General features: G+C 33.7%; 20 protein-coding genes and 1 other RNA gene. 9 read left to right on the top strand and 12 right to left on the bottom strand.

The window, feature by feature from the left end:
• Window positions 1-11 precede the first annotated feature (11 nt).
• Together M9897_08485 and M9897_08480 are read right to left on the bottom strand one after the other, a co-directional pair.
• On the bottom strand, window positions 12-1,643 hold the full coding sequence (locus M9897_08485; protein ID MCO5268917.1) for a CTP synthase: 1,632 nt from the start codon (window positions 1,641-1,643) through the stop codon (window positions 12-14).
• 323 nt (window positions 1,644-1,966) lie between these two features.
• On the bottom strand, window positions 1,967-3,205 hold the full coding sequence (locus tag M9897_08480; GenBank protein ID MCO5268916.1) for an IS4 family transposase: 1,239 nt from the start codon (window positions 3,203-3,205) through the stop codon (window positions 1,967-1,969).
• 352 nt (window positions 3,206-3,557) lie between these two features.
• On the opposite strand from M9897_08480, the gene M9897_08475 reads away from it, so the two are divergent.
• Entirely contained in the window at window positions 3,558-4,067 is a 510-nt protein-coding gene (locus M9897_08475) for a gamma-glutamyl-gamma-aminobutyrate hydrolase family protein (GenBank protein ID MCO5268915.1), read from the top strand.
• A 1-nt stretch (window position 4,068) separates the two neighbouring features.
• Complete coding sequence (locus M9897_08470; GenBank protein ID MCO5268914.1) at window positions 4,069-5,034, top strand: aminodeoxychorismate synthase component I; 966 nt, start codon at window positions 4,069-4,071, stop codon at window positions 5,032-5,034.
• A gap of 42 nt (window positions 5,035-5,076) precedes the next feature.
• On the opposite strand, the gene ffs is transcribed toward M9897_08470, so the two are convergent.
• Window positions 5,077-5,174, bottom strand: an RNA gene (gene ffs / locus M9897_08465) — signal recognition particle sRNA small type.
• 55 nt (window positions 5,175-5,229) lie between these two features.
• A complete protein-coding gene (locus tag M9897_08460; protein MCO5268913.1) occupies window positions 5,230-6,255 on the bottom strand; it encodes a rod shape-determining protein in 1,026 nt (341 codons plus the stop codon).
• A gap of 291 nt (window positions 6,256-6,546) precedes the next feature.
• Here M9897_08460 and asnB point away from each other — a divergent pair, with 291 nt between their 5' ends.
• The 4 genes from asnB (at window position 6,547) to M9897_08440 (ending at window position 13,591) form a co-directional block, all read left to right on the top strand.
• Window positions 6,547-8,466: an asparagine synthase (glutamine-hydrolyzing) gene (gene asnB, locus M9897_08455; GenBank protein MCO5268912.1), complete on the top strand. Its 1,920-nt coding sequence runs from the start codon at window positions 6,547-6,549 to the stop codon at window positions 8,464-8,466.
• Window positions 8,467-8,761: 295 nt separating this feature from the next.
• Window positions 8,762-9,850 (top strand): glutamine-hydrolyzing carbamoyl-phosphate synthase small subunit, encoded by a 1,089-nt coding sequence (carA, locus tag M9897_08450; GenBank protein ID MCO5268911.1) that lies wholly within the window; start codon window positions 8,762-8,764, stop codon window positions 9,848-9,850.
• A 39-nt stretch (window positions 9,851-9,889) separates the two neighbouring features.
• Window positions 9,890-13,075: a carbamoyl-phosphate synthase large subunit gene (gene carB / locus M9897_08445; GenBank protein MCO5268910.1), complete on the top strand. Its 3,186-nt coding sequence runs from the start codon at window positions 9,890-9,892 to the stop codon at window positions 13,073-13,075.
• A gap of 108 nt (window positions 13,076-13,183) precedes the next feature.
• Window positions 13,184-13,591 carry a lactoylglutathione lyase gene (locus M9897_08440; protein ID MCO5268909.1) on the top strand — a complete coding sequence of 136 codons (408 nt, stop codon included), beginning with the start codon at window positions 13,184-13,186 and terminating at the stop codon, window positions 13,589-13,591.
• Between the two features lie 81 nt (window positions 13,592-13,672).
• Here the strand turns inward: M9897_08440 and M9897_08435 are convergent, their stop codons facing one another.
• The 3 genes from M9897_08435 to M9897_08425 form a co-directional block, all read right to left on the bottom strand.
• Window positions 13,673-14,038, bottom strand: coding sequence for a nucleotidyl transferase AbiEii/AbiGii toxin family protein (locus tag M9897_08435; protein MCO5268908.1), 366 nt, complete (start codon window positions 14,036-14,038; stop codon window positions 13,673-13,675).
• A gap of 241 nt (window positions 14,039-14,279) precedes the next feature.
• Entirely contained in the window at window positions 14,280-14,558 is a 279-nt protein-coding gene (locus tag M9897_08430; protein MCO5268907.1) for a hypothetical protein, read from the bottom strand.
• A gap of 55 nt (window positions 14,559-14,613) precedes the next feature.
• Window positions 14,614-14,952: a hypothetical protein gene (locus M9897_08425; GenBank protein MCO5268906.1), complete on the bottom strand. Its 339-nt coding sequence runs from the start codon at window positions 14,950-14,952 to the stop codon at window positions 14,614-14,616.
• 70 nt (window positions 14,953-15,022) lie between these two features.
• Between M9897_08425 and M9897_08420 the strand changes: the two genes are divergently transcribed.
• Both M9897_08420 and M9897_08415 read left to right on the top strand, forming a co-directional pair.
• Window positions 15,023-16,684 carry a T9SS type A sorting domain-containing protein gene (locus tag M9897_08420; protein ID MCO5268905.1) on the top strand — a complete coding sequence of 554 codons (1,662 nt, stop codon included), beginning with the start codon at window positions 15,023-15,025 and terminating at the stop codon, window positions 16,682-16,684.
• A 157-nt stretch (window positions 16,685-16,841) separates the two neighbouring features.
• The gene (locus M9897_08415; protein MCO5268904.1) at window positions 16,842-17,582 is read left to right on the top strand and encodes a beta-lactamase family protein; all 741 of its coding nucleotides are present in this window, start codon (window positions 16,842-16,844) and stop codon (window positions 17,580-17,582) included.
• A gap of 200 nt (window positions 17,583-17,782) precedes the next feature.
• On the opposite strand, the gene M9897_08410 is transcribed toward M9897_08415, so the two are convergent.
• Both M9897_08410 and M9897_08405 read right to left on the bottom strand, forming a co-directional pair.
• Window positions 17,783-18,691, bottom strand: coding sequence for an IS3 family transposase (locus tag M9897_08410; GenBank protein ID MCO5268903.1), 909 nt, complete (start codon window positions 18,689-18,691; stop codon window positions 17,783-17,785).
• 2 nt (window positions 18,692-18,693) lie between these two features.
• Window positions 18,694-19,110, bottom strand: a complete 417-nt coding sequence (locus M9897_08405) for a hypothetical protein (protein MCO5268902.1) — start codon at window positions 19,108-19,110, stop codon at window positions 18,694-18,696.
• 25 nt (window positions 19,111-19,135) lie between these two features.
• Between M9897_08405 and M9897_08400 the strand changes: the two genes are divergently transcribed.
• Window positions 19,136-19,786, top strand: coding sequence for a T9SS type A sorting domain-containing protein (locus M9897_08400; GenBank protein ID MCO5268901.1), 651 nt, complete (start codon window positions 19,136-19,138; stop codon window positions 19,784-19,786).
• 295 nt (window positions 19,787-20,081) lie between these two features.
• Here M9897_08400 and M9897_08395 read toward each other — a convergent pair whose 3' ends face one another.
• From M9897_08395 to M9897_08385, 3 genes are all read right to left on the bottom strand, one after another.
• Window positions 20,082-21,206: a hypothetical protein gene (locus M9897_08395; protein MCO5268900.1), complete on the bottom strand. Its 1,125-nt coding sequence runs from the start codon at window positions 21,204-21,206 to the stop codon at window positions 20,082-20,084.
• A 220-nt stretch (window positions 21,207-21,426) separates the two neighbouring features.
• Window positions 21,427-22,713, bottom strand: a complete 1,287-nt coding sequence (locus M9897_08390; protein MCO5268899.1) for a hemolysin family protein — start codon at window positions 22,711-22,713, stop codon at window positions 21,427-21,429.
• 541 nt (window positions 22,714-23,254) lie between these two features.
• Window positions 23,255-25,804, bottom strand: a complete 2,550-nt coding sequence (locus M9897_08385) for a DEAD/DEAH box helicase family protein (protein MCO5268898.1) — start codon at window positions 25,802-25,804, stop codon at window positions 23,255-23,257.
• Window positions 25,805-25,808 lie beyond the last annotated feature (4 nt).

Genomic DNA, 25,808 nt, shown 5'->3' with positions numbered 1-25,808 from the left:
AAAGCAAACTGTTAAAATTTATCTTTAGTAGAATTGTTTCTAATATCCATTGCAGCCTTAACAAAACCTACGAATAAAGGGTGTGGATTTTCAACAGTACTTTTAAGTTCTGGATGATATTGAACTCCAACAAACCAAGGATGTTTCTCAACTTCTATCACCTCTACAAGTCCCGTTTCAGGATTGGTTCCTGTAACTTTCATTCCTTTACTTTCAAAATCTGCTATATATTTATTATTAAATTCATAACGATGGCGATGACGTTCCTGAATAGTGTCTTTTCTATAAACATCATAAACTGTTGTATTGGGTTTTAACTCACATTTAAATTGTCCCAAACGCATAGTTCCTCCTTTATCGAGAATAGCCTTTTGTTCATCCATCATTGAAATCACAGGGTGTTTAGTGTCTTGTGACATTTCAGATGAATTAGCATCATTCCAGCCAATTACATTTCTTGCAAATTCAATTACAGCACATTGCATCCCAAGACAAATTCCTAAGAAAGGTATATTGTTTTCTCGAGCATATTGTGTAGCTACTATTTTTCCATTAATGCCACGTGAACCAAACCCTGGAGCAACCAAAACCCCATCAAGATGACCTAATATTTCTTTAGCATTTTGTTTAGTTACTTTCTCTGAGTGAATCCAGTCAATATTAACCTTACATAGGTTTTCGGTTCCACTATGAATAAATGCTTCCGTAATTGATTTGTAAGCGTCGTGTAATTCAACGTATTTCCCAACTAAGCCAATAGTAATTTCAGAGGTCGGATTTTTATAATCATATAAAAACTTTTTCCAAGAGTCAAGGTTCGGAAGAGATTTTCTAGATAAATTAAGCTGTTTAAGAACGATTTCATCTAACTCTTCTTGTTGCAGCATAATTGGAACATCATATATTGTAGGAGCATCCATAGCTTCTATAACAGCTTCAGGTGTGACATTACAAAATTGTGCGATTTTCTTGCGCAAAGGCATATCTAAGTGATGTTCTGTTCGGCAACATAAAATGTCAGGTTGAACTCCTAATTCTAATAGCTGCTTTACAGCATGTTGAGTAGGTTTTGTTTTTAATTCTCCAGCAGCACTTAAATATGGAATTAAAGTAAGGTGAATTACAATACAATCCTCATCAAATTCCCATCGCATTTGGCGAATCGCTTCAATATGAGGTAGAGATTCAATATCTCCAACGGTTCCACCAATCTCAGTTATAACAATATCGAATTTTCCACTCTTACCTAAGATTTGAATTCTTTCTTTAATTTCATTTGTAATATGAGGGATTACTTGGACAGTTTTTCCTAGATACTCTCCACGTCTTTCTTTTTCAATTACCGAAAGATAAATTTTACCCGCAGTTACACTATTCGCACTTGAGGTTGGGACATTTAGGAAACGTTCATAGTGACCTAAATCTAAGTCGGTTACAGCGCCATCATTGGTTACATAACATTCCCCATGTTCATACGGATTTAATGTGTCAGGGTCCACATTGATGTAAGGATCTATTTTTTGAATGGTGACAGAATAGCCTCTGGCCTGAAGAAGTTTTGCTAACGATGCTGAAATGATTCCCTTTCCTAGTGAAGAAGCAACCCCGCCCGTTACAAAAATGTATTTTGTTGAATTTGACATTTTATTTTATTTTGTAACTACGGGGTACAAATATAAAGTAAAGTTGTGATTCAATTCGTATAAATCTCTTTTTTTTTGAACAATTAAAATAATTTGGAATAATATAGTCGGTAGGAAGGGATAAAAAAAAACGAGAGAGAAAAACAGGCGTTTTCCCCTCTCGCAATCAACCTAACTTAACCACCTAAATCATGACAAATATATCTATTATTTTACTTTAAAACACATTCATCCGAAAGTTTTTTAAAATTTGATACAAAACATCCTGTATCGTCCTATTTGTAATAGTCAATAATCATAATGTGAGAAAAAAAGTCAAACAGTTAAAACATTTGGAGTTGTACCGTTGTCCACAAATCATCTTCTGGAGGAGGTTTCTCTGCTTTTTGGACAATCGGTCGGATAGTATTTATAACATAATCTAAGGAAAGATAGAATGGCAGACAAATTCTTATTTTTTCTACAAAGTTTGAAAAAGCCGTTTTCCCTGACACCCCAACTCTTCGTAAAAGTTCAAGTAGTAAATAGGTAATTAATGCAATAAATATTTGTGATTTTACTGCATTTTCAGAAGTTCCTATAAAAGTTTTGACATTGAGATTTTGTTTTAAAAGCTTGAAGAAAGTTTCTATATCCCAACGCCTTCTGTATAGTTCTGCAATTGTTGAAGCTTTCCAAGAAAGATTATTAGTTATAATTTCTATCGTTGTATTTTTCTCTTCATGGTAGGCTACAACCTTTCTGAATTTCATTTGATTTATCCCAACTTCTTTTGCTTTTTGTCCTGTCAAATAAATAATCTCGTCTATTAAAATATGTTGATCCTCATTTTCTGGAAGATCTAATTCTTCAGCTACTTCATAAACAGTGTTTTCTTTTATTCTTGTAACAAAAACATTTTGGGACAACACCCTAGCTTTAATGATGTTAAAATCCCAATATCCTTTATCTTCAACAATAATCGTATCCTTTGGGAAAACAATTTCTTCAAATCCTTTTCTGTCATGAATAGATGCATTAGTGATATTCACAAGGTTAGGCATCATCATCGCCTCATCCCATTGCGTATGGATTTTAATTCCTCCTTTTGCTGTCCGAAACTTTGCCCAATCAAAAAGCCCTAGACACACGCTAACTGTACTGCTATCACGAAGAAGAATAGTTTGATTTTTAACTTCTTCTACTACTTTTCGATGAGTATGTCTTTTCAATAAATTACCGTAGTAGCTTAACAAACTCATATACAGACTCTCAAAGACTTTGTGGCTACGTTTTTTATTCCCATCACTCATCGTTGATTTTGCAGGACTTTGTTTTAAGTCTAAGTCCCGAATAAAGGTTTTCGACACACCAATACCAACAGAAATATCCTCTAAAGTACTACATCGAGACAGCTGTCCGAACAAATTTGCAACAAGTTGGTCATAAGTCTTGTATTTATGGCATCCCTTGTCAGAATTATGCTGTTGAATAACTCTTGCTAATAAATGTTGAGGAATTAAGTCAATAATTTGACGAATTACAGGCTTATTGTTATTTTTGTTCCTACGAAACAGTCCCATTTCATTTGAATTTTGTCGTGATTTTCAAATTTAAGAAGACTGTTTCGGTTTTTTAATTTTTAATATGATTTTCTGAAAAAGTTTCGGATAGTTATGACTTTAAAACAAACTTTATTTAATATTTTTTAGAATTATTTAATTTGACAAAACGTAAGTATAAGTGTATGAATAGTATATGTAATTTAATGAATGGTAAATAAAAAATAAATACGTATTTTTCAAGTTCTAGGAAAACAATTTGATGTAGTTAAATATTATTTTTGTGATATTTTAAAGTCAGAAAATTACACAACAGGCAAACATATTACTAATAGATAACAACGATTCATTTACATTTAATATCGTTGATTTGTTGCGTGGAATAGAAAATTGTAATTTTCAGGTCATAAATTCTGAGGAATTAAGATCGGAGGATTTAACTTCTTTTACACATATTGCAATATCTCCTGGTCCCATGACTCCAGCAGATTACCCTATTTTAAAAGATGTAATCGAGTATTGTTTGACAAGCGGAAAACCTTTACTTGGAATTTGTCTTGGGCATCAAGCTATTGGGACGTATTTCGGAGCGAAACTCACACGTTTAGATCATGTGATTCATGGACAACAACATACTATTGAGGTAACGCAAAAAAATGATTTATTTGACTCATTGCCAACTTCTTTCTCCGTTGGCTTATATCATTCGTGGGTGCTTTCTACAACTGATTTCCCAGAAGAATTAGAAATCACGGCTTATTCAAAGGAGCTTATAATGGCAATTCAACATAAAACTTCACCTATATATGGTATCCAGTTTCATCCGGAATCTTTCTTAACTTCCTATGGGAAGGAAATACTAACTAATTTTTTGAGCTTGTAAGATGAACAGAAGTCAATTTTCAGAAATTTTGTCAACCTACACCAAGGAAAAAATCCCTTATTTTTTTCTGATTGACTTTGAAATGGAGAAGCCTTTTATATGTAAACTGGATGAAGCAAGAGATTTTGAGGTGTTTTACAATTTGAATGGAAAAACGAATGTCCAAGAAGAAGTAATTAATAAAACTCCTGTTTTAGATTACTTCCCTATAAATAAAATAGAATACTCATCTAAATTAAATAGAGTAGTCGAACACTTAAAAAATGGTGATACTTATTTAACGAACCTTACATTTCCAACTCCTATTCATACCAATTTGAGTTTACAGGAAATATTCCATAAGAGTAAAGCTTCCTATAAATTGCTCTTTAAAAATGATTTCGTTGTTTTTTCACCCGAAAGTTTTGTTAAAATAACAGGAAATAAAATCTCTACCTATCCTATGAAGGGAACGATAGACGCCACTTTACCTCATGCAGAGCAACAGTTGTTAGATAATGAAAAAGAAGCGTGGGAACACCATACGATTGTTGACTTAATGCGTAACGATTTGTCTATTATTGCAGAAAACATTCAAGTGGACAAATTTAGATTTATTGATAAAATCAAAACCCATAAAGGAGAAATATTACAAACTAGCACAGCGATTTCTGGTACTTTGCCTGAGAATTGGCAGTTAGATTTTGGAGAGCGATTTCTTAAGATATTACCTGCAGGCTCAATAAGTGGTGCACCTAAAAAGAAAACCGTTGAAATCATTCAAGCTGTAGAGGGGCAAAAACGAGGCTATTATACGGGTGTATTTGGGATATTTGATGGATACAATGTGGATTCAGCAGTAGCTATTCGATTTATAGAGAAAAGAAAGGAAGATTTTCTATTTAGAAGTGGAGGAGGGATTACAGCAAATAGTGATGTGGAGAAAGAATATAAGGAGTTACTTCAAAAAATTTATATTCCGATTTAGTTTTGAGAATCTCTTTTGTGATAGACTAAATACAAAAAAAAGTGGAGTAAGCTACTCATATCGCACCGCTACAACCTCATACCCTTGCTATGTTCCCATCCTGGGGGATTCAGAGGGAGCTGGTCGTATAAGACTTACTCCGGGCGCAAAAATAGTAATAAGATTAATTTTAGCAAGTAAAAGTGCTAGGATATTTTAATCTCTTATAATAAAAGGATAATGATTGATTTTTTTTAGAGCTATGCTTGTACCTCTTGCAACGGCTCTTAATGGATCTTCAGCAATATGAACAGGTAATTTAGTCTTTAATGATATTCGTTTATCAAGGCCTCTCAGTAGAGAACCTCCACCAGCAAGGTAAATACCTGTTTTATATATGTCAGCGGAAAGCTCTGGGGGTGTTTGTTCAAGCGCACTTAAAACAGCATCTTCAATTTTAGAAATAGATTTATCTAGACAGTAAGCTATTTCATCGTAGCTAACAGTTATCTCTTTAGGAATCCCCGTCATTAAATCACGACCTCGAACAGCAAAGTCAATAGGAGGATTGTCTAAGTTGGGTATTGCAGCTCCAACTTCAATTTTAATTTGTTCTGCTGTTCGTTCTCCTACTAATATATTGTGTTGTTTTCTCATGTATTCTTCAATATTGGCAGTAAATTCATTTCCTGCAATACGAATAGATTTATCACTCACAATTCCTCCCAATGCTATAACAGCAATCTCAGAAGTACCTCCTCCAATGTCTATAACCATATTTCCCATAGGTTCTTCTACGTCAATCCCAATACCTATTGCAGCAGCCATGGGCTCATGAATCATATATACTTCTTTTGCACCAGCATGTTCCGCCGAATCACGTACTGCTCTTTTTTCTACTTCAGTAATCCCAGATGGAATGCATATCAGCATGCGAATAGATGAATTAATAATACTTCGTTTTTGTTGTGCTATTCTGATCATGCCTCTCATCATTTGCTCGGTGCATTGGAAATCTGCAATTACCCCATTTTGAAGCGGCCACACCGTTTCTATTAATTTATGGGTTTTTCCATGCATCTGCTGGGCTTTCTTACCAATAGCTACAACCTTTCCTGTTTGAATGTCTTTGGCAACAACAGATGGTTCATCTATAACTACTTTGTCGTCTATTATAATTAGTGTATTGGCTGTACCTAAATCGATAGCCATTTCTTGTGTTAAAAAATTGAGTAAACCCATTTACTTTTATCTAATATTTGCGATATTGAATGTGCATCGGTACAAGTAAGACAATACATATACTTTTGATTCATCCGTTAAAATTAATTAAATTGAAAAAAAAGCTTCCTGTTTTAGAAAAAATAATGTTAAAAAAAATAATATAGAATCTATAAAAGTCATTTTAATTAATTTTGAAACGGATAGAAGTTATTAATTCACTCATCTGAGGTGTGATTAACATACATTATCTTTTTAATTAACAGGTGAATAGATACATGAATGTGAAGAAACAAGATATAAAACAATAAGATGTGTGGAATTACTGGATTTATTGACGCACAAAACACCTCAACTGAAGTTATTCTCGAAAAAATGACTCATACTATGGTACATCGAGGACCAGATGGAGGAAATCATATTTTTTATACATTAACAGACTTTTCAATTGGATTAGGTCATCGCAGGTTATCAATTATTGATCTTTCTGAGGGGGGAACTCAACCTATGAGGTGGGAAGAATTTTGGATTTGTTTTAACGGTGAAATTTATAACTATAGAGAAATAAAGAAAGAACTCATCACATTAGGACATTCTTTTGTTTCCTCTTCCGATACAGAAGTGATTCTTCACGCTTATCAACAATGGGGAGAAGCTTGCTTAAACAAGTTTAGAGGAATGTTTGCTTTTGTTATTATTGATAATAAAAAGAAAGACGTTTTTTGTGTGCGAGACCGTGTTGGAGTTAAGCCATTTTATTACTATTTCAAAGATGGATTGTTTTTATTTGCTAGTGAACTGAAAGCATTTTATTCTCATCCCACATTTCAAAAACGAATTCAAAAAGCATCGGTGGAGCTCTATCTACAATTTGGGAATATTCCTGCTCCATACACCATCTTTGAAGATACATTTAAATTACAACCTGGTCATTTGATACATTTTTCTTTTGATGAATTAAAAAAAAATTCGACTGACTTAGAACAGAGGCAATATTGGTCGGTGTATGATGCCTATAATCAGCCTAAATTAGATATTTCGTTTTCAGAAGCACTTTTGAGAACAGAAGAGCTTATGAAAGAATCCTTTCAATTGCGAATGGTTTCCGATGTTCCGGTAGGAGTCTTTTTGAGTGGAGGATTTGACAGTGTTGCAGTAGCCTCTATTCTTCAAAAGGCAGAACAACGAACATTAAAAACATTCACAATAGCCGTTCCTGACAGTGGACTAAATGAAGCCCCGTATGCAAAAACGATAGCTAATTACTTAGGAACAGAGCATACAGAAATGGAATGTTCTCACCAAGAGGCCATTGGTCTTATTGATGATTTGCCTTATTATTATGATGAGCCTTATGGCGATAGTAGCGCTATTCCAACAAGTTTAGTAGCCAAAGTAGCCAGACAACATGTTACGGTTGCATTAAGTGCGGATGGAGGAGACGAACTTTTTGCAGGGTATAATCGCTATGATTATCTACTAGAATATGGCAAACTATTAAACAGAACGCCAAAAGTGCTTCGGAAATTGATGAGTGTTGCAATGGAACAAATGGAGGCAGAGAAAATTCCCTTTTTGAAAAATAAGTACAACTTTGCCAACCGCTATGAAAAGTTGAAGTATTTGCTGAAAGATCCGTCTCCTGAACAAATGATGTGGAGTTTGTCATCACAGTTTAATGAATTGGAAATGAATCGATTAGTTCTCCAACGTGAAAATTCGTTGAAAACGGCTTATCAAAGTACAGAATTAGAAAAAACCTATTATTCAGTGCTGAGCTATATGCAGGCTATTGATTTTCAAACGTATTTGCCGGATGATATTATGACAAAAGTGGATCGAGCAACAATGCGTTTTAGTTTAGAGGGGAGAGAGCCATTCTTAGATCATAAATTGGTGGAATGGGCTGCGCAATTACCTGATAATTTCAAGTACAACAATGGAATAAAGAAATATATTTTAAGGCAGATTGTCTATAAACATATTCCTAAAGAATTGATGGACAGACCAAAAATGGGGTTTGCTATTCCTATTGAAAAGTGGATGCGGGAAGATTGGCGTTCACGAATAGATGATTATCTCTCAACAGACAGAATTAAAACCCAAGGAATCTTTAACCCCGAAGAAGTGGAGCGTTTAAAAATACGTTTTATGAATGGAAAATCGGAATACGGTGTTAAAATATGGTACTTGCTGATGTTTCAAATGTGGTGGGAACGATGGATGTATTAATATTAACCTAAACGCAATCCGATAGCTATCGGATTTAATAATCGAACTCAGGTTAAAAAACACCATTAATTCATCTGTTTTTTTTTTGTTAAACACCTGAAAAAATGAAAGTGTATATTTTTTTTTTAAAGAAAAAGTTATTTTTCAAAAACTTTCAACTAAATTTGTTGCCGTGAAAAAGAGAAATAGCAACTATATGTTTTGTCGTCAAACGAAATCGCTATTTATAAGATATTATTTTTAATAAAAACGGAGTCCAAAAGGCTTCGTTTTTTTTTGCTTAATTATTAGATAAATGAAAAAAAAGTTAGTGTTAGAATCTGGTGAAATCTTTTACGGTACTGGTTTTGGCGTAGAAAATGAAATCTCGGGCGAGGTAGTCTTTAACACGGGAATGACAGGGTATCAGGAAGTGATATCGGATTTGTCATATAGTGGTCAAATAGTATGCATGACTTATCCATTGATTGGTAACTATGGCATCAATCCAGATGATTTTGAAAGTATTTCTCCTGCCATCAAAGGACTTATCGTAAAGGAATTGTGTGAATTTCCTTCCAATTTCAGAAATCAAATGAATTTGGACGAGTTTTTTAAGCGAAAAAATCTTTCGGGTATTCAAGGAATTGATACCAGAAGATTGACGCGGGTGTTGCGCAATAAAGGAACGGTGAAAGGAAAAATAGTAGATGAAACGATAAATACAGAGGAGGTAATTTCCGAACTAAAACAAACCGTTTTCCCAACCAACTTGATTGAACACGTTTCTACAAAAACAGCGTATGCTTGTCCAGGAAGAGGGTTTAAGGTAGTATTAGTAGATTTTGGTTCGAAATTAGGCATTATTCGAGAATTGTCAAAACGGGATTGTGACATTGTCGTTGTTCCTCATTCCACATCAGCAGAAGATATTCTGTTAATGAAACCCGATGGCGTGATGTTAACTAACGGTCCTGGTGACCCAAAAGATTATCCGTATGCGTTAGATATGATACGTGGAATACTTGGAAAAATACCAGTTTTTGGTATCTGTATGGGACATCAATTAATCGGTTTGGCGTGCGGAGCAAAAACCTATAAACTGAAGTTTGGACACCGTGGAGGTAATCACCCTGTGGTAGATTTGAGAACAAATAAAGTAAGTATTACTGCTCAAAATCATGGATATGCGATTGACCAAGAGTCGTTGAAAGGAACTGATTTAATCGAAACGCACATCGCATTAAACGACAGAACAAACGAAGGATTAAGACATAAAAAATATCCCTGCTTTACCGTTCAGTATCACCCTGAAGCCAGTCCTGGACCTGAAGATGCGAATTATCTCTTCGATGATTTCCTTACCTTGATGGAAACCTTTGAAAAAAACCAAGAAAACAGGTAATAGGGCTTTAAAAACGTAGAATTTTTTGAAAATAAGAAAATGAAAAGAACAGATATAAAAACAATTTTGGTCATCGGTTCAGGGCCAATCATTATTGGGCAAGCGGCAGAATTTGACTATTCGGGTACACAAGCTTGTCTCTCTCTGAAAGAAGAAGGCTACAAAGTGATTTTGATTAACTCCAATCCGGCAACAATTATGACGGATGTCGATATTGCCGATAAGGTGTATATCGAACCGATTTCACTTGAATTTGTCTCTAAAATTATTCGCAAAGAACGCCCCGATGCATTATTGCCTACGCTAGGAGGACAAATCGGATTAAATATGGCGGTAAAATTGAAAGAATCGGGCGTGCTGGATGAATGTAAAGTGGAAGTCTTAGGAACAAAACTTTCGGCCATCAATCAAGCGGAAGACAGAGAACTTTTTCGTGAGCTGATGAATGAACTCAACGAACCTGTTCCTGCATCGTACATTGCACACACAGTCGCAGAGGCATTGGAATACGGCGAAAAGATAGGTTATCCGATTATTGTACGTCCAGCATTTACCATGGGAGGAACCGGTGGAGGAATTGCAGAAAATGCACACGAATTAAGTGAAATTACTGAATTAGGGTTGAAATACAGTCCTGTTTCTCAATGCCTGATAGAAAAATCCATTGCCGGATATAAAGAAATAGAGTACGAGGTGATGCGCGACTCCAACGATAATGCGATTATCGTCTGCAACATGGAAAACATCGATCCAGTGGGTGTTCACACGGGTGATTCTATTGTGGTTGCTCCATCCCAAACGTTGTCCGACAGAGAATATCAATTGTTGCGAAATGCTTCCTTAAAAATTGTTCGAGCACTCGGAATCGAAGGTGGATGTAATGTGCAATTGGCGCTCGACCCTTATTCTTTCAACTACTATATTATTGAGGTAAATCCTAGAGTTTCACGTTCTTCTGCATTGGCAAGTAAAGCCACTGGTTATCCAATTGCCAAAATTGCGGCTAAGATTGCGGTTGGACTCACGTTGGATGAAATTATGAATCCCGTAACACAAAAAACGTATGCGTGCTTTGAGCCGACTTTGGATTATGTGATTGTTAAATTCCCTCGTTTTCCATTTGATAAATTTGAAACTGCCGACAGAAGATTATATACTCAAATGAAAGCTACTGGAGAAACAATGGCAATTGGTCGAAATTTTGAAGAAGCCTTGCAAAAAGCCATTTGTTCTTTGGAAACTGGTCATAATCATATTGGATTGAAAAAGAAGCAATTACAAGATTTAACCAAAGAAGAAATTGAACATCGAATTCGCATTTGTGACGATGAACGAATTTTTATCATCGGAGAGGCATTGCGCCTCGGATATACTTGGGAACAAGTGGTGGAATGGAGTAAAATTGACAAGTTTTTTGTTTGGAAGATTAAAAAATTAATCGACTTTGAGAAAACAATTCAAACTCATCCGAATGATACGGAGATTCTTGTTGAAGCAAAACGCCTGGGATTTGCCGATTCGTTTATAGCACACCTTTGGAATACAACCGAAAAATCGGTTTCTCAATTGCGAAAATCCAATGGCATCTTACCTGTTTTCAAAATGGTGGATACGTGTGCTTCCGAATTTGAATCGAATACACCTTATTTATACGGAACGTATGAAGAAGAAAATGAAAGTATAGTTTCGGATAAAGAAAAAATCATTGTTTTAGGCTCAGGACCTATCCGCATAGGTCAAGGAGTGGAGTTTGACTATGCTACCGTACATTCTATCTGGGCAATTCAGGAGATGGGTTATGAGGCAATCATTATCAACAATAATCCTGAAACGGTTTCTACCGATTTTTCGATTTCGGATAAACTCTATTTTGAGCCGTTAACCGAAGAATGTGTGATGAACATTATCGACTTGGAAAAGCCAAAAGGAGTATTGGTGCAATTTGGTGGGCAAACGGCTATCAACTTAGCCGAAAAATTAGAAGCCAACGGAGTTTCGATTTTAGGAACATCGTTTGAAGATTTAGACAGTACCGAAAATAGAGAGAAATTTGAAAAAGGGTTGCAGAAAGCAGGTATTCCGCAACCTCTTGGAAAAACTTCAACGTCAAAAGAAGGAGCGATAAAGATTGCCAACGAAATTGGTTATCCCGTGCTGGTACGACCAAGTTATGTGTTAGGCGGACGTGCAATGGAAATTGTTTCCAACGAAACTGAATTGAGTCACTACATGGAAAATGCCGTAGAAGCTAGCCCTGACCAACCGATTTTAATTGACCGTTATTTACTTGGGAAAGAGGTGGAGGTAGATGCGATTAGCGACGGAGAAACAGTGATTATTCCGGGAATTATGGAACACATCGAACGTGCAGGTGTACATTCGGGAGATTCTATCGCGGTTTATCCACCTCAAAACATCACTAAAGAAGAGATACAAACTATTGAAGATTATACGATTAAACTGGCAAAAACATTCAATACCATTGGTTTGATGAATGTTCAATTCGTTTTATTTAACCACGAGGTGTATGTGATTGAAGTAAATCCTCGCTCTTCTCGAACGGTACCGTTTCTATCTAAAATCACAGAAGTACCCATGGCTGAGCTTGCAACGAAAGCTATTTTAGGAAAAAAATTAAAGGATTTAGGATATTCTTCAGGAATTATTGAAAATAAATCGGGTATTTATGTGAAAGTACCTGTTTTTTCCTTTTCAAAATTGTCCAAAGTAGATATTTCACTCGGCCCGGAGATGAAGTCCACAGGAGAGGTGATGGGAAAAGACATTACTCTGGAAAAAGCATTGTATAAAGGATTAGTCGGTGCTGGAAACAAAGTGCCTACACACGGTTCTATCTTGTTTACCGTTGCAGATAAGCACAAAGAAGAGGCCTCGCTTTTGGCGAATCGCTTTCATAATATTGGTTTTCAAGTTTGGGCAACCAAAGGCACAGCCGATTATTTTCAAAGCAAACAAATTCCGTGTAAAATCGGGTACAAAATAGGGGAGGAGGAACTCAATTTGATTGACTTAATTCACAAAGGAAAAGTGCAATACGTAGTGAATACAACCACTGTAGGAAAGAAAGTAGAACGAGATGGTTTCCAAATCCGAAGAGCATCGGTAGAAAACGGTGTGCCGTGTTTAACTTCAATGGATACGGTAGAGGCATTGCTTAAAGTAATTGAGAGTATGACGTTTAAAATGGATCCAATGGGGATGTAGTAGGTATCCGAAATAAAAGACGCATTTACTGTAATCTTTCCCGAATTCAAATACAGATATTGATTTTAATGAAAATCATTAAGCAAATTAAATTTAATGACAGACAAAATGAAACATATTCAATTTTTAGAAACGATACTTTACGTAAATGATCAACAAGCAAGTGCTGACTTTTACACAAAACTATTTCGACAAAAACCCGATCTGAATGTTCCGGGAATGGCTGAATTTAAGCTTGCGGAAAATTTCAAATTGGGATTAATGCCCAACAAAGGAATTGCAAAAATACTTTCGGACAAAACACCACATCCAGACCATGGAAATGGAATACCACGGTGTGAACTCTATTTTTATGTGGAAAACATCGAACTCGAATTTGAAAATGCCATAAAAATCGGAGCAAAACTCATCAGTGAAATTAAAAATCGAGATTGGGGCGACAAAGTTTGCTACTTTGCAGACATTGACGGACACATTATTGCTTTTGCTGAAAAACGAGTAAATCTTCCCTTTTGAATATGATTCTATACTAAGCGCATTGAGAAATGGTTATAGGGATGCATTTTTTCCATCATAAAACGAACGGTAGAAAATTGCTCAAAATTCTCTCGTCGCTACTTCAATCAAGAAGGTCTTGACTTCCTCTTCGTTAACGGCAAAATTGGGTAAGTAAACAACATCTTCTTGATAATCAATATCATTGAAATAGACTAATTGCTGTTTAAATAGTTTCTCGCTAAATTCATCTTTGAATATTTCCTTTGCCTTAGCAATTGTTTCCGTCAAAGAAATATGATTTTTAAACAAAAAATATAAATCAACATAATCTTTCCATTTTGCTCTGCGACCTAATGCGAATGCCTTCATAGCAGATAATGTCATTAAATTAGGTGTAGTAATAATCTTGTCAAACTTTAAAGGATGTTCTATTGGATATGGATAATGAAAAAAAGTTACTTTCACACCATTTAAGATATAGTGAATTTGGTCTTCAGACCTGTGAAGTATTTTGTAGTTTGGAAATTCAGTTGCTATTTTTTTATGTAGTGTAGAAACAGAAAATGGTTGTTCACAAAATAAATCAAAATCTATCGAAAAACGATGTCCGATTTGTAACGCAATAGCAGTTCATCCAACCAAATAAAATTTATTTTTAAATCGTTGAATGAAAGGTAATAATGCTCGTTGTTCATCACTTAGAATTTCAGTGTGCATTCCGGTTAAAGTATAAGGTAAAGAAATTGGAAACTTCGGGGAAATAATTTGTTCGTTGTCTGCCTTTAGTATTCTTGAAAAATGTTTCTGAAACCTTCTTAATACCAAAAATAGAAATTAATTCTTTGACATCGTCTTGACTTCCATAATTCAGAATGTATTCCACTATGACATCAAGAGGCAATGTATCTAATTTTGATTTGTCAAAATGCCAAAATAGATCTCTGTTTCGTATTAGAAAATCATGTATCTTTTCACTCGTTTCCATCTCTCAAATATACAAAAAATAATCAAAATCTTTTGTTTTTATCGTGAAATAATACTCACCGAGTGCTATACTCATCTATACTGATGGCTAATACGGTGTTTTTTGACTTGTTTTCGAAGCGTTCTCCTTCTTTTCCGTTTTCATCAAATTTGATTTGAAAAGTCTGTGAATATTTTAAAGCACAATATCCACCGTCGTCGGTTAATTTAATCCAAAGATATTTGGTTGGAATCAGTTCCTTTCCTTGGTTAGTTACAATGCCTGAAAGATTGGCAATATATCTAAACGAATTGACATAAGCTGTGGTTACTTCAAAAATCCCTTCTCTTGACGTGGGTTTAAAATCAGAATATTTAGCGTCAGAAAGAGGCACGCCATTCTCATTGTAAGACAATCAATAATCGATTGTTTTATACTTAACCAATTAATATTTTGTATTTTTGATTAGAACTATTATTGGCATTATGAATAAAAAAATATTTTACCTACTCATTATTACACTCTTTTCATTTACATCAAATAGCATAGCACAATCAGGAATATGGGAATGGGGAAGAGAAATAAATGGACCTTCCAATGAAGATGAAATTGATGCAGTAGGTGCTGATGCTTTTGGGAATGTTTTTATCAGTGGAAAATTTGAAGATTCCTTAAAAATTAGCGGTTCTCCAGATTGGGTCGTTAGTAATGGAATGGCGGATATTATGTTGGCAAAATACGATTCATTGGGAGTTTTACAGTGGACTAAATTTTATGGAGGAACAGGAGAAGACAATACATTTGATGCTGATTGCGATCAAGCAGGAAACGTAATCTTAAGCGGTTATTTTCAAAATACAATCACTTTTGATACCATTACGCTAACCTCTCTCGGTGGATTTGATGCCTTTATCGCTAAAATAAGTAAAGATGGCGATGTAATTTGGGCAAAACAATATGGCGGAACAGGAGACGATGGAGGAAACGAAGTTTCCATTGGCACAAATGGTCAAATCATTATAGGAGCTATTTCGTTAGGTGATTTTAGTTTTGAATCCTTCAGTTTTACTAATCCAAATCACGCTTTAAGGGATTCTTATGTAATTTCTTTAGATTCTGACGGAAACGTAAACTGGGTGAGAACTATTTCAGGTTTAGGCAGTTGTCAATTAAAATCCATTGCTGTTGATCGCCTTGGAAATGTTTATGCGGGTGGTGATTTTATTGGTCCTAATTATATTGTAGATGAAAACAATGTTCATCACAACATTCAGTCCAATGGTCAACGTGATGCTTATTTGACAAGCTGGGATAGCACTGGAAATTTAAGATGGTTTAAAACTTGGGGAGGTTCGGGCAATGATATGTGTAAAGGGTTAACTACAACCGATGACTTATCTGTATATGCAGCGGGTCCATTTTTCCAGACTGTAAATTTTGATACAATACAAATAGTGGGAGATGCTACGGAAGATTTTTATTTTTGGAAATTAGATACCGATGGAAATTCGCAATGGGTAAGACACCTATATTCGCCAGATGATATTTTATATGGAGGGGAAATCGTAAATGATGGAAAAGGTGGAGTGGTTATGGGAATCGGCTTAACAGACACGCTTTATATGCAAGATGGAAATGATTTTACCGCCTTTCCTCTGCCTAATGCTATGGGAAATTATTATCCTTTTATTTTGCAATATGACAAACAAGGAAACATATCATTCACCAAGTTTTCGGATAATAATTCAGGGAACGGTACGTTTGGAGAAATTGCCAGAAGTGGTAATCGCATATTTTTAGATGTAATTTTATATGGAAGTTTGACTTTTAACAATACGATTTCATCCATGGGTGCTACCGATAAAGATGCTGGTGTAGTTAGTATCGTACTTCCAAATTCTACTGCTTCAGTTGAAGAATCTAAATTATCAGATTTAAAGATTTTTCCAAATCCTACGACTGAAATATTATACATTCAACTGCCTTTAAATAATTTTAAGGTGGTTATTTATTCTCTGCAAGGCCAGTTATTGGTTACAGAAGAAAATACGAAAATGATAAATTGTGCTACATTACCAATGGGCACTTATTTAATTAAGGTGATTACTCCAAACACCATTTATTCCAAACTTTTTATCAAGGAATAGAAAAATGTATAACTTGAATCAGAAGACAAAAAAATCATCTATACAACTAAGAATAAATCATAGTTAGCAGTAATTATAAGGACGACACTTACGAGTTGAAAAAGGATAACTTTGAATAAACCATTTGACAATTCGTTCGTTTAACAAAAAATATGAAATGAAAAAAATTTACTTTTTTATAGTTGCGACTTTTGTTTCGTTTAATATTAACGCACAGTCTCTTTATTTCCCACCTACAACAGGGAATACTTGGGATACAATTTCTCCACAAACATTAGGTTACTGTCAATCAAAAATTGATAGTTTATATGATTTTTTGGAAAGTGAAAACACCAAAGCGTTTATTTTGCTAAAAGACGGGAAAATCGTTTTGGAAAAATATTTTGGAACGCATACACAAACCACACCTTGGCAATGGGCTTCAGCAGGAAAAACAATTACCGCATTTATGGTAGGTATTGCTCAGCAAGATGGGCTTTTATCAATTTCCGATACAACTTCTACTTATCTTGGTCAGGGTTGGACAGATTGCACACCTACACAAGAAGAAAAAATAACTATCAAACATCAATTATCAATGACATCAGGGTTAGATGACGGAGTTCCCGACCATTTTTGCACGTTGGACACTTGTTTAATTTACAAAGCAGATGCAGGCACACGTTGGGCATATCACAACGGACCTTACACGCTTCTTGACGAAGTAATTGAAAACGCAACAGGACAAACACTAAACAGTTATACAACACAAAAACTCAAAAACCCAACAGGAATGACTGGAACATTTGTTTCGGTTGGATACAATAACGTGTTTTTTAGTAATGCAAGAAGCATGGCAAGGTTCGGATTGTCTCGTCCTAAAAAAAGTTTACACTTTTTCTCTTTAATCCTGTTATAAATTTACATTTTATTTTAATCCTAAAATTCATTTACATTTTATTTATTTTTGCATTATCGATGGAAACGGAAATAAGCTCTGCTGAGGAGCAACTTATCAGGGATAAATCGACGACCGACGAAGTATTAAACTTTGTTATGGGGCTAACTTTTGTTAGCCCTTTTCTAAATACTTTAGAGGTCTTAATGCCTAAAAAAAACCTATACACACTCTTCACTTTTTTGTTCTTGATTTACTTTTCTATAATATGTTTTCCATTTCCTTTCGCCCTTTTCCACCTCTCCTAAATGAACCTTATTAGGAGTTTGATTCCCAATACTCATGTGAGGTCTATGTTCATTATACAGAACAACCACCTTGTCAAATAACTCCTTAGCCTGCTTAAAAGTTCTTACTTTATAATACTCTAAATATTCTTCTTTTAGTATTCCATTAACCCTTTCTGCAACGGCATTTTCTAACGGATCTCCAGATTCAGTCATACTTATTTGAACATCATAACTATTTAAGAGATTTACATATTTATAGCTGCAATACTGACTCCCTCTGTCAGAATGATGAATAAGATTTTGCGACAATATATCCTGCTTTAATGCCATTTTAAGAGCCTTTAAACTCTCAATGGCTTCAAGAGATTGAGCTAGGTTATAACCAATTATTTTATGACTAAAAGCATCTGTAATTAAAGAAATATACAAAACACCAAATCCTGTTTTCCAATAAGTTATATCACTTACCCATAACTGGTTAGGAGCAGTTGGAATAAATGCTCTTATTAAGTTGGGGTATTTTCTCATCCAGTGATTAGACTGGGTTGTTCTGATGACTCTTTTTCTCCTTCTAATCAATAAAGTATGTAGGGAAAGCAAGTCAAACAAAGCATCTCTCCCCATTTTTATTTGGTGCTCTAGCAGAAAACTTTCCAACATAATGTACAGCTTCCTAGTTCCTATTCTTGGATGATTATTTCTAATAGAAATGACTTCTTTTAATACTAAAGCTTGTTCAATTTCTTGAAATTCTGCTCTATAAAAACTCTGATAATATGCCTGACGAGTAACACCAAACAACCAGCATAATTTGCTTAATCCTATTTTAGGTTGACGCATTTTTATCGTAAAGATTGTTTGGTATTGGACTTTTTTTTAATACTTATTTTTAGCTCCTTTTCTGCAATTTCAATCATTGTTTCATACGCAGTGGCTCTTAGTTCAGAGCTGACTAGTGCCTTTTCTAGCTGTTTAATTTTTTCCTTTAATTGAGTTACTTCTACCGATTCTTTGGCTTTGTTGCTCATAGCTAGTGTTTTAGTCGAAACAAATTTAACTCTTTTCTCTGGAACTTGGTAACCTAGTTGACGCATCCAATTTAAAAGATAACCTTTTTCATGTTCTTGACCGGTATATTTATACCAGATTTCTCTTTTAGTACAATCTGATTGAAGATATTCTTCAATGATTTGCCTCCGTTCTTCTAAATTAAATTCTCCCGAAGATTTTAGTCCTAAATTGACTTTACTTTTTTGCATTGTTTACACTTTTTATGGTTAATAAATGTGTAAACCTATTTCAGGACAAGACAGATTGCTGATTTTAAATAATGGAAATTGGAACGGAAACCAAATTATGACGGACAACGCTTATTTTAACCAAATGGTAACTACTTCACAAAACTTAAACAAATCTTACGGTTATTTGTGGTGGTTGAACGGAAAACAGTCATATATGGTGCCGGGCTTGCAAGTGGTAATACCAGGTACTTTAATTCCTAATGCCCCAAGTGATATGATTTCTGCAATGGGTAAAGGCGGACAATTCTTAAACGTAGTGCCAAGTGAAAATTTAGTTTGGATAAGAATGGGCGAAGAACCTAACAATTCGTTAGTTCCGTTTTTACTAAATGACGATATTTGGGAATATGTAAATGACTTGCAATGTGCATCGACAGGAATAGACAACGAAGTTTATCAGAATAATTTTGTTCAATTATTCCCAAACCCAAGCAATGAAATGGTAAGTCTAAAATCAGACAAAGAAATTTCAAAAGTAAGAATTTACGATGTTCGCGGACAGTTAGTAAAAACTGAAAACACAGCAACAAAAGAAATTAGCATCTCAATCAAAGAATTACAAAGTGGATTTTACTTTGTATGTGTAAGTTTGACAGACGGAAAAATATGGACAGATAAACTGATAAAGAAATAACTACTGCCAATATGTGGCTCATATAGCTATATAAAATCAACTTCAATAGAATGAAACTTGGATAATAAACAGGTCTTCCTACTTATGGATTGGTGTTTTCTTCTACGAAACCAAAGTTTGTCAATGACAAGCAATCTACAAAAAATCCAATTAACCAATCTTTATTGTTTTCATAAATTCAATACTCTAAGCAGTACAACTCGAATTGAATACTGTCTTTTCCTGTGCTATATTTATTAATTGAACTTACAGTAAATTTATGCGTACACTGAGTATTGATTTTTTTTGAATCGGGTTATTTACAGCTTACAATTCTTGTGTGCGTAAACTTTATATCTTGATTACTAACTAAGACATTGTTTTTTTCCAAGAAAGAAGCTGTGAAATTTGAAGCAAAACATTTATTGGATGTTACATCTTTGTAAACAACAATAAAATTTTGTTTTAGTGCATACGCATTTTTAACAATTGTACCATCAGTATCGGTCCATACTCCCCAATTGTATCTTCCGAATGGCTCTGAAATAGGAATGATGTTTATGATAGAATAATTTTTTGTATCAATTTGAAAGATAGATCCTTCTTTGTTTAGCCAGCGTAAAAAAGTTGGATTGACAGTTGCTTTTGTGAAAGTATATTTTTTAAATGGGCTCGAATTGTCGGTTGTATTGAGGTATTCGTAACTCAATAAATTACTGTTGCTTTTGGCACAATTTGCTTCAAATTCAGGTGTGGTTTTATATAGGATTAGTTGTTCTTCTTTTGCATAAATTGTGTCTATTTCGATTAGTAAATTACTTTCAGCCTCAAATCCTAAGTCACTATATAATTCAAAAAAGATGGCAATTTTATCAGTTGTACTTATGAAAAAATCGGGGAATAGTTTATGGTAATCATTGAAATTCGAATTAAAGATATTCATATAATATTGAACATTTCTTTCCAATTCCTTTTTTAAAGGAAGGTTAGAAGTTATGTTTTCAATTTTTAAAAGGAGTTCAGAATATCGTGCAGTTTTACTATAATGGTCAATTATACCAGTAGTTTTATGTGCAATTTTGAACTCATCATTTAAGGTTTCTTTTTTTGCTATATATTCTTTTTTCCATTCATCACTATCATCCTTAAAACTTGAGAATTTTTTTGCTTCAATTAATGTTAATCTCTTAGTTGGGCTAAAATTGATTAAATCGTCATATTTATGGATAAATTCACTCGTTCTTTTTGCAAAATTATCTGAATCAACATCCATTGATATTGCAAGAAAAGTTGTATTGTCATGATTGCTATTTGTTTCAATTGGATTGTCTTTTGAGTAAAGTGAAGAATAGACAAAAACAAATAGAATAATTAAAATATTATTTTTCATAATTAAGAAGTTACTTAAGATTACTAAGTTATAATTAATTTTAATTCTCATACCACTATTTTTTTTAAATTATTTAATGAGATAGGTTCAAGTTTCAAATGCGATACTACCCTAATTTCTATGTATATTTAGAGAATATGATGGAAAGAAAGATGTTTGAATATTATCTCCTACCGTATGTTTCTAAAGGTTTTTCAATCTTATTAATCGTAATTTACTGAAAACATAAAGATTTTATTGATTTATTTCTCCTACTTTTCATATTTTTTTTTTAAGAACGAGGGATATTTTTTGAAACCATAATTTTATCAATCCGTTGCCCATCCTTATCAATTATTTCAAGCTCATAATTATCAATTATGATTTTTTGTCCAACATTTGGTAAATTCTGTAGATTATGTATCAGTAACCCAGCAACAGTTGTATAATTACGTTTGTGTTGGTCTTCTAATTCAATTTCAAAGTATTTTAAGAAGTCAATAATTGGATATTGACCATCCACTAACCATGAATTTTCATTTCTTTGAGTTATTTGGTAGTCGTATTGATCAATTTCAGACATATCACCTACCAAGGCATCCACCACGTCATCCATGGTAACAATTCCCTGTGTCAAACCAAATTCATCCACAATGATTCCATAGTGTATCTTTTCTTTTTTGAAAGACTCAAGTACTTTATAGGCAAAGGTACTTTCGATAAAATATAAAGGTTCTCTTATAATGTTTATAATATTAAAATCGACATCATCCACATGAGTAAATAAATCTTTTAAAAGCACAATTCCAATTATATCATCAATATTGTTGTCTTTAGTAACTGGATAAGCAGAATGTTTTTCTTGATTAATCTTAGACTTTATTTCGTCTAAAGTATCTTCAATAGTAAAATAGATAATATCTCTTCTATAAGTAAATAGAGAATTGACTTTTCTATCACCTAATTCAAATATTCGTTCTACAATATCCCTTTCAATATACTGAATTTCTCCACCATCTGCACTGTCTTTAATGATAGATTTTATTTCTTCTTCTGAAACCTTACTTTTTGATTTACTATTAATTCCTAATAATTTAAGTAAAACCTCATTAGAAGCAGTCAATAGCCAGACAAAAGGCGAAGTTAGAATGGAGAGTATCTTCATCGGAATTGCTAATGTAGAAGCAATGGATTCAGGGAAAGTCATGCCTAGTCTTTTTGGTAGAAGTTCACCCAATACAATAGAGAAATAAGTTACAACACAAACAATAATCACTGTTGCCAGCTTGTGAGAATAACCTTGCAGGAAAACAAATTGGTCTAAATATCCAGCAAAATTCTTAACTAAACTATCTCCACTATAAATTCCAAGTAAAATTCCAATTAAAGTTATTCCTATTTGAATCGTACTTAGAAATCTTGTAGGTTTATCTGTAAGTTTCAAAGCTGCTTTAGCTCCTTTATGACCTTTCTTTTGGGATTTTTCTAATTTAAATCTTCGGGAAGAAACTAAGGACATTTCTGCCATTGAGAATATTCCATTAAGAAGGATTAGACCTATTATTATTAAAATTTCCACTTATATTATCTCTATTTATTCTTGGATTCTATCCTAATTCTAAACAATGCAGAATTTCCTAATAAATTATATCTTTTGTCTTTCATTCTACTTTTTTAATCTAACTTAAATTAAATATACGTAGAGTTTTTAATAAAAGAAATGTTTTTGAATGAAATTAATATTTTCTGGCTATACTAAAAAATTTATGAGAGCTAGAAGATGAATATGGGATATCATTTTGCGATTTTAATGATGAATGTTTCTACAAGAATTATTATCGTGAATAGGATGGTTGCATAAATTTTTAATCGGAAGTCAAATTGCGCAATCACCGTGACAAAAATTGCTGTTTGAGCGAAGCAAGTTTAAAAAAACCACATAGATTCTGTGTTAGAAACACATTTTTTTTAGTTCTCTAACCTAAGCAATGTAGTACTACTGTTTCTTGTAGCTTCGTCTTCAAAACTTATTTTTATTTTCTCACAAAATATTTAGTAATACCCTTTTAATCAAGCAATTTTTTTTCTTTGTACCCATAACTTACTGTTTTTAGATTCATCTAATTTTCCAAAACATCAATCAATATCTTCGCAAACTCATTTTCATTGTTATAATTATAAAAAGGAACGGCAGTCAACAAATACTTATCGGAATGAATTTCAATCAAGGTTTTATCCTTTGCTATTTCGTTTAAGAAATCTTCTTTCCATCTATCGTGTGCAATCAAATGTTGCCCTTTTGGTTCAATAAAAACTTGATAAGCGACATTTTCTTCTTTTTGCTTACAGAACAATAAAAAATCAGGTTCAAATCTTCTTCCTTTTTTGTCGTAAATTGCTAATTCTCTTTCATTTCGAAGAATGTAAATATCTTCGTAACGCTGTTGTAAACTTTCAAATTTTCGAGCGAATAATTCAATAAATCGCTTTTCTTCACTTGTCCCATAGTTGGCATTATAAGCATACCAAGGCTCATTGAGGACTAAATCTTCTTGTCCGTTTTCTCGTTCATCACCTATTGGTACTCGAATTTCTTTGTCTTTAAAAACTTGATGCACATATTTCTTTACAAATTCAGAACCTTCATATTCTGTCGAATTTCCTTTAATTTCTGCTTCAATCATTTGCAAAAGTCCGTTGATGGCTTGTAAATAATCAAAGTGCGTAATTGCTTGTAGTCTTTGATGTGTTCCTTTAAAAGTTATTTTCAATCCACCTAAATAATCTTTGTTTTCAATGAAATTAGACAAGGATTTGATGTTTGGAAAATAATGCGAAAGATTGTCGAAATAAAAGAATGGCAACTGACTCAACCCATAGCGAATAATATGCTTTGGAATATTAGCTAGCGGAATTTCTTTTGTTTTGATAACCTCTACATCAGAAATTGTACTTTCCAATTCAAAAAACGCACTGGATATCTTTCCGATTCCTGAAGAAAGTGTATGACGATAATCGGTTCTCGTTACACCTATATCTGAAAAAGATTGAATGTTGTCAAAACTTTTTGGTATTTTTTGATTGAAGAAAACATAATCATTCTGATAATGTTCCGATTGTTTGTAATCTAGTTTTAGCTGTAATTGTTTAATCGTAGAATTATTTTCATCTTCATAAACTCCCGATTCTATCAATGCTTTTTTCAATTCAGAAATATAGCGGCTGTCTTCTTTGGTGTGGTAATACAGCTCTTCTAACACCTTTAAATCATTGGCAATATCATCATCGTATTTTCTGGTGTATTTGTCTTGTCCGACTTCCAATGCAAAAGGATAATATCTCGCACCACGACCGATTAATTGTGCTTCAGAAAGCGTTGTTTTTCCTGGTCTGTTGTTATTTCCATCTCGACCTTCGTATAGACGCACAATATCAAACAAATTCAGCACATCCCAACCTTCATTTAGTTTCTGAACAGCAAAAATCGCACGAATGGGATTGTTTTCATCCTCCAAAGTATTCAATAATATTTGATTTTGCTCAGCTTCATTGTCATTATTCGCACTCAAACAGTTTTCTTCTTTAAAATTACGTTGAATACGGTTGACAATTTCAGTCTTAGAAATGTTTTGTTTTTCAAAAAAATGAAATGCTTTTTGAACAATAGAAACGGTTGATGTCTGTTGTATTAGTTCAATCATTCGTTCAGAAAGTTCATCTATCAATTGATGAAATCTCAGCTTATTTTCTTCTGATTCTTTAATCGTTTTTTTTGCCTTAAAAAGAACAACAGGTTTTAAATTGATATTGTGTAAACTTGCTAATTCCTGACGGTATAAATTCAGTAACAAAGCTTGAATAATCCGTTCTTTTTCATCGTATTGTGAACGAATCAAATTGATTTCTTTGGAATATTTATCAATCCTAAATTGAGCTAAATCGTATTTATAAAGCACTTTATCTTGGTATTTCTCTACGATTTCACGGCTTCCATAATCCAATGTAGCTGTAAATTCCAATAGTAAATTATCAAAATTTTGATTGAGAATTTCGACAACTGTTTGTTCCCAACTTCCAAACAAATCACCACTTTTTGTTCCCGAACTCAAATGGTGAGCTTCATCGGCTATCAACACGATTTTTTTGTCTTCAAAATCTTCATAAGTAACGCTATTTTCCTTTGTATTGTTTAGGTCGATATGCAGTTGCTGAATCGTGGTAAATTTGATATTGATATTTTGTAAATCTGCCTCATCAAAGTTCTCCACTTCTTTAATTTGCACTTCTTTTCCGTCAATGACAATTTTATTTTGAAATAGATATTTAGAAGCATTGCTATTCAAGAAATTATCTTTTGTTTTCTGAATAATATTGTTGCTATTCACAAAAAACAAGAAGTTGCGATATCCTTTTTCGTATAAATGTAGGATTAAACCTGCCATTACTAGCGTTTTTCCACTTCCTGTTGCCATATTGAAAAGCAAGTGCAAGGGTTTGTTTGGTTTTCCTTCAAAATTCTCGGAATGACACAATATAAATCGCTGAAAAGCTTCGATTTGATACGGGCGTTGCTGGTATTTTAAATTATCGGAAATCGACGAAGGAACTTCAACTCTTGAAATTTCTCTCTTTCCAAATTCTTGTAATAATGTGTCGTATAAAAATGCCATAGTT

Origin of the sequence: Brumimicrobium sp. (genome assembly GCA_023957385.1) — a bacterium.
Classification (GTDB): Bacteria; Bacteroidota; Bacteroidia; order Flavobacteriales_D; family Crocinitomicaceae; genus Brumimicrobium.
This window is presented reverse-complemented; position numbering and strand designations above follow the sequence as displayed.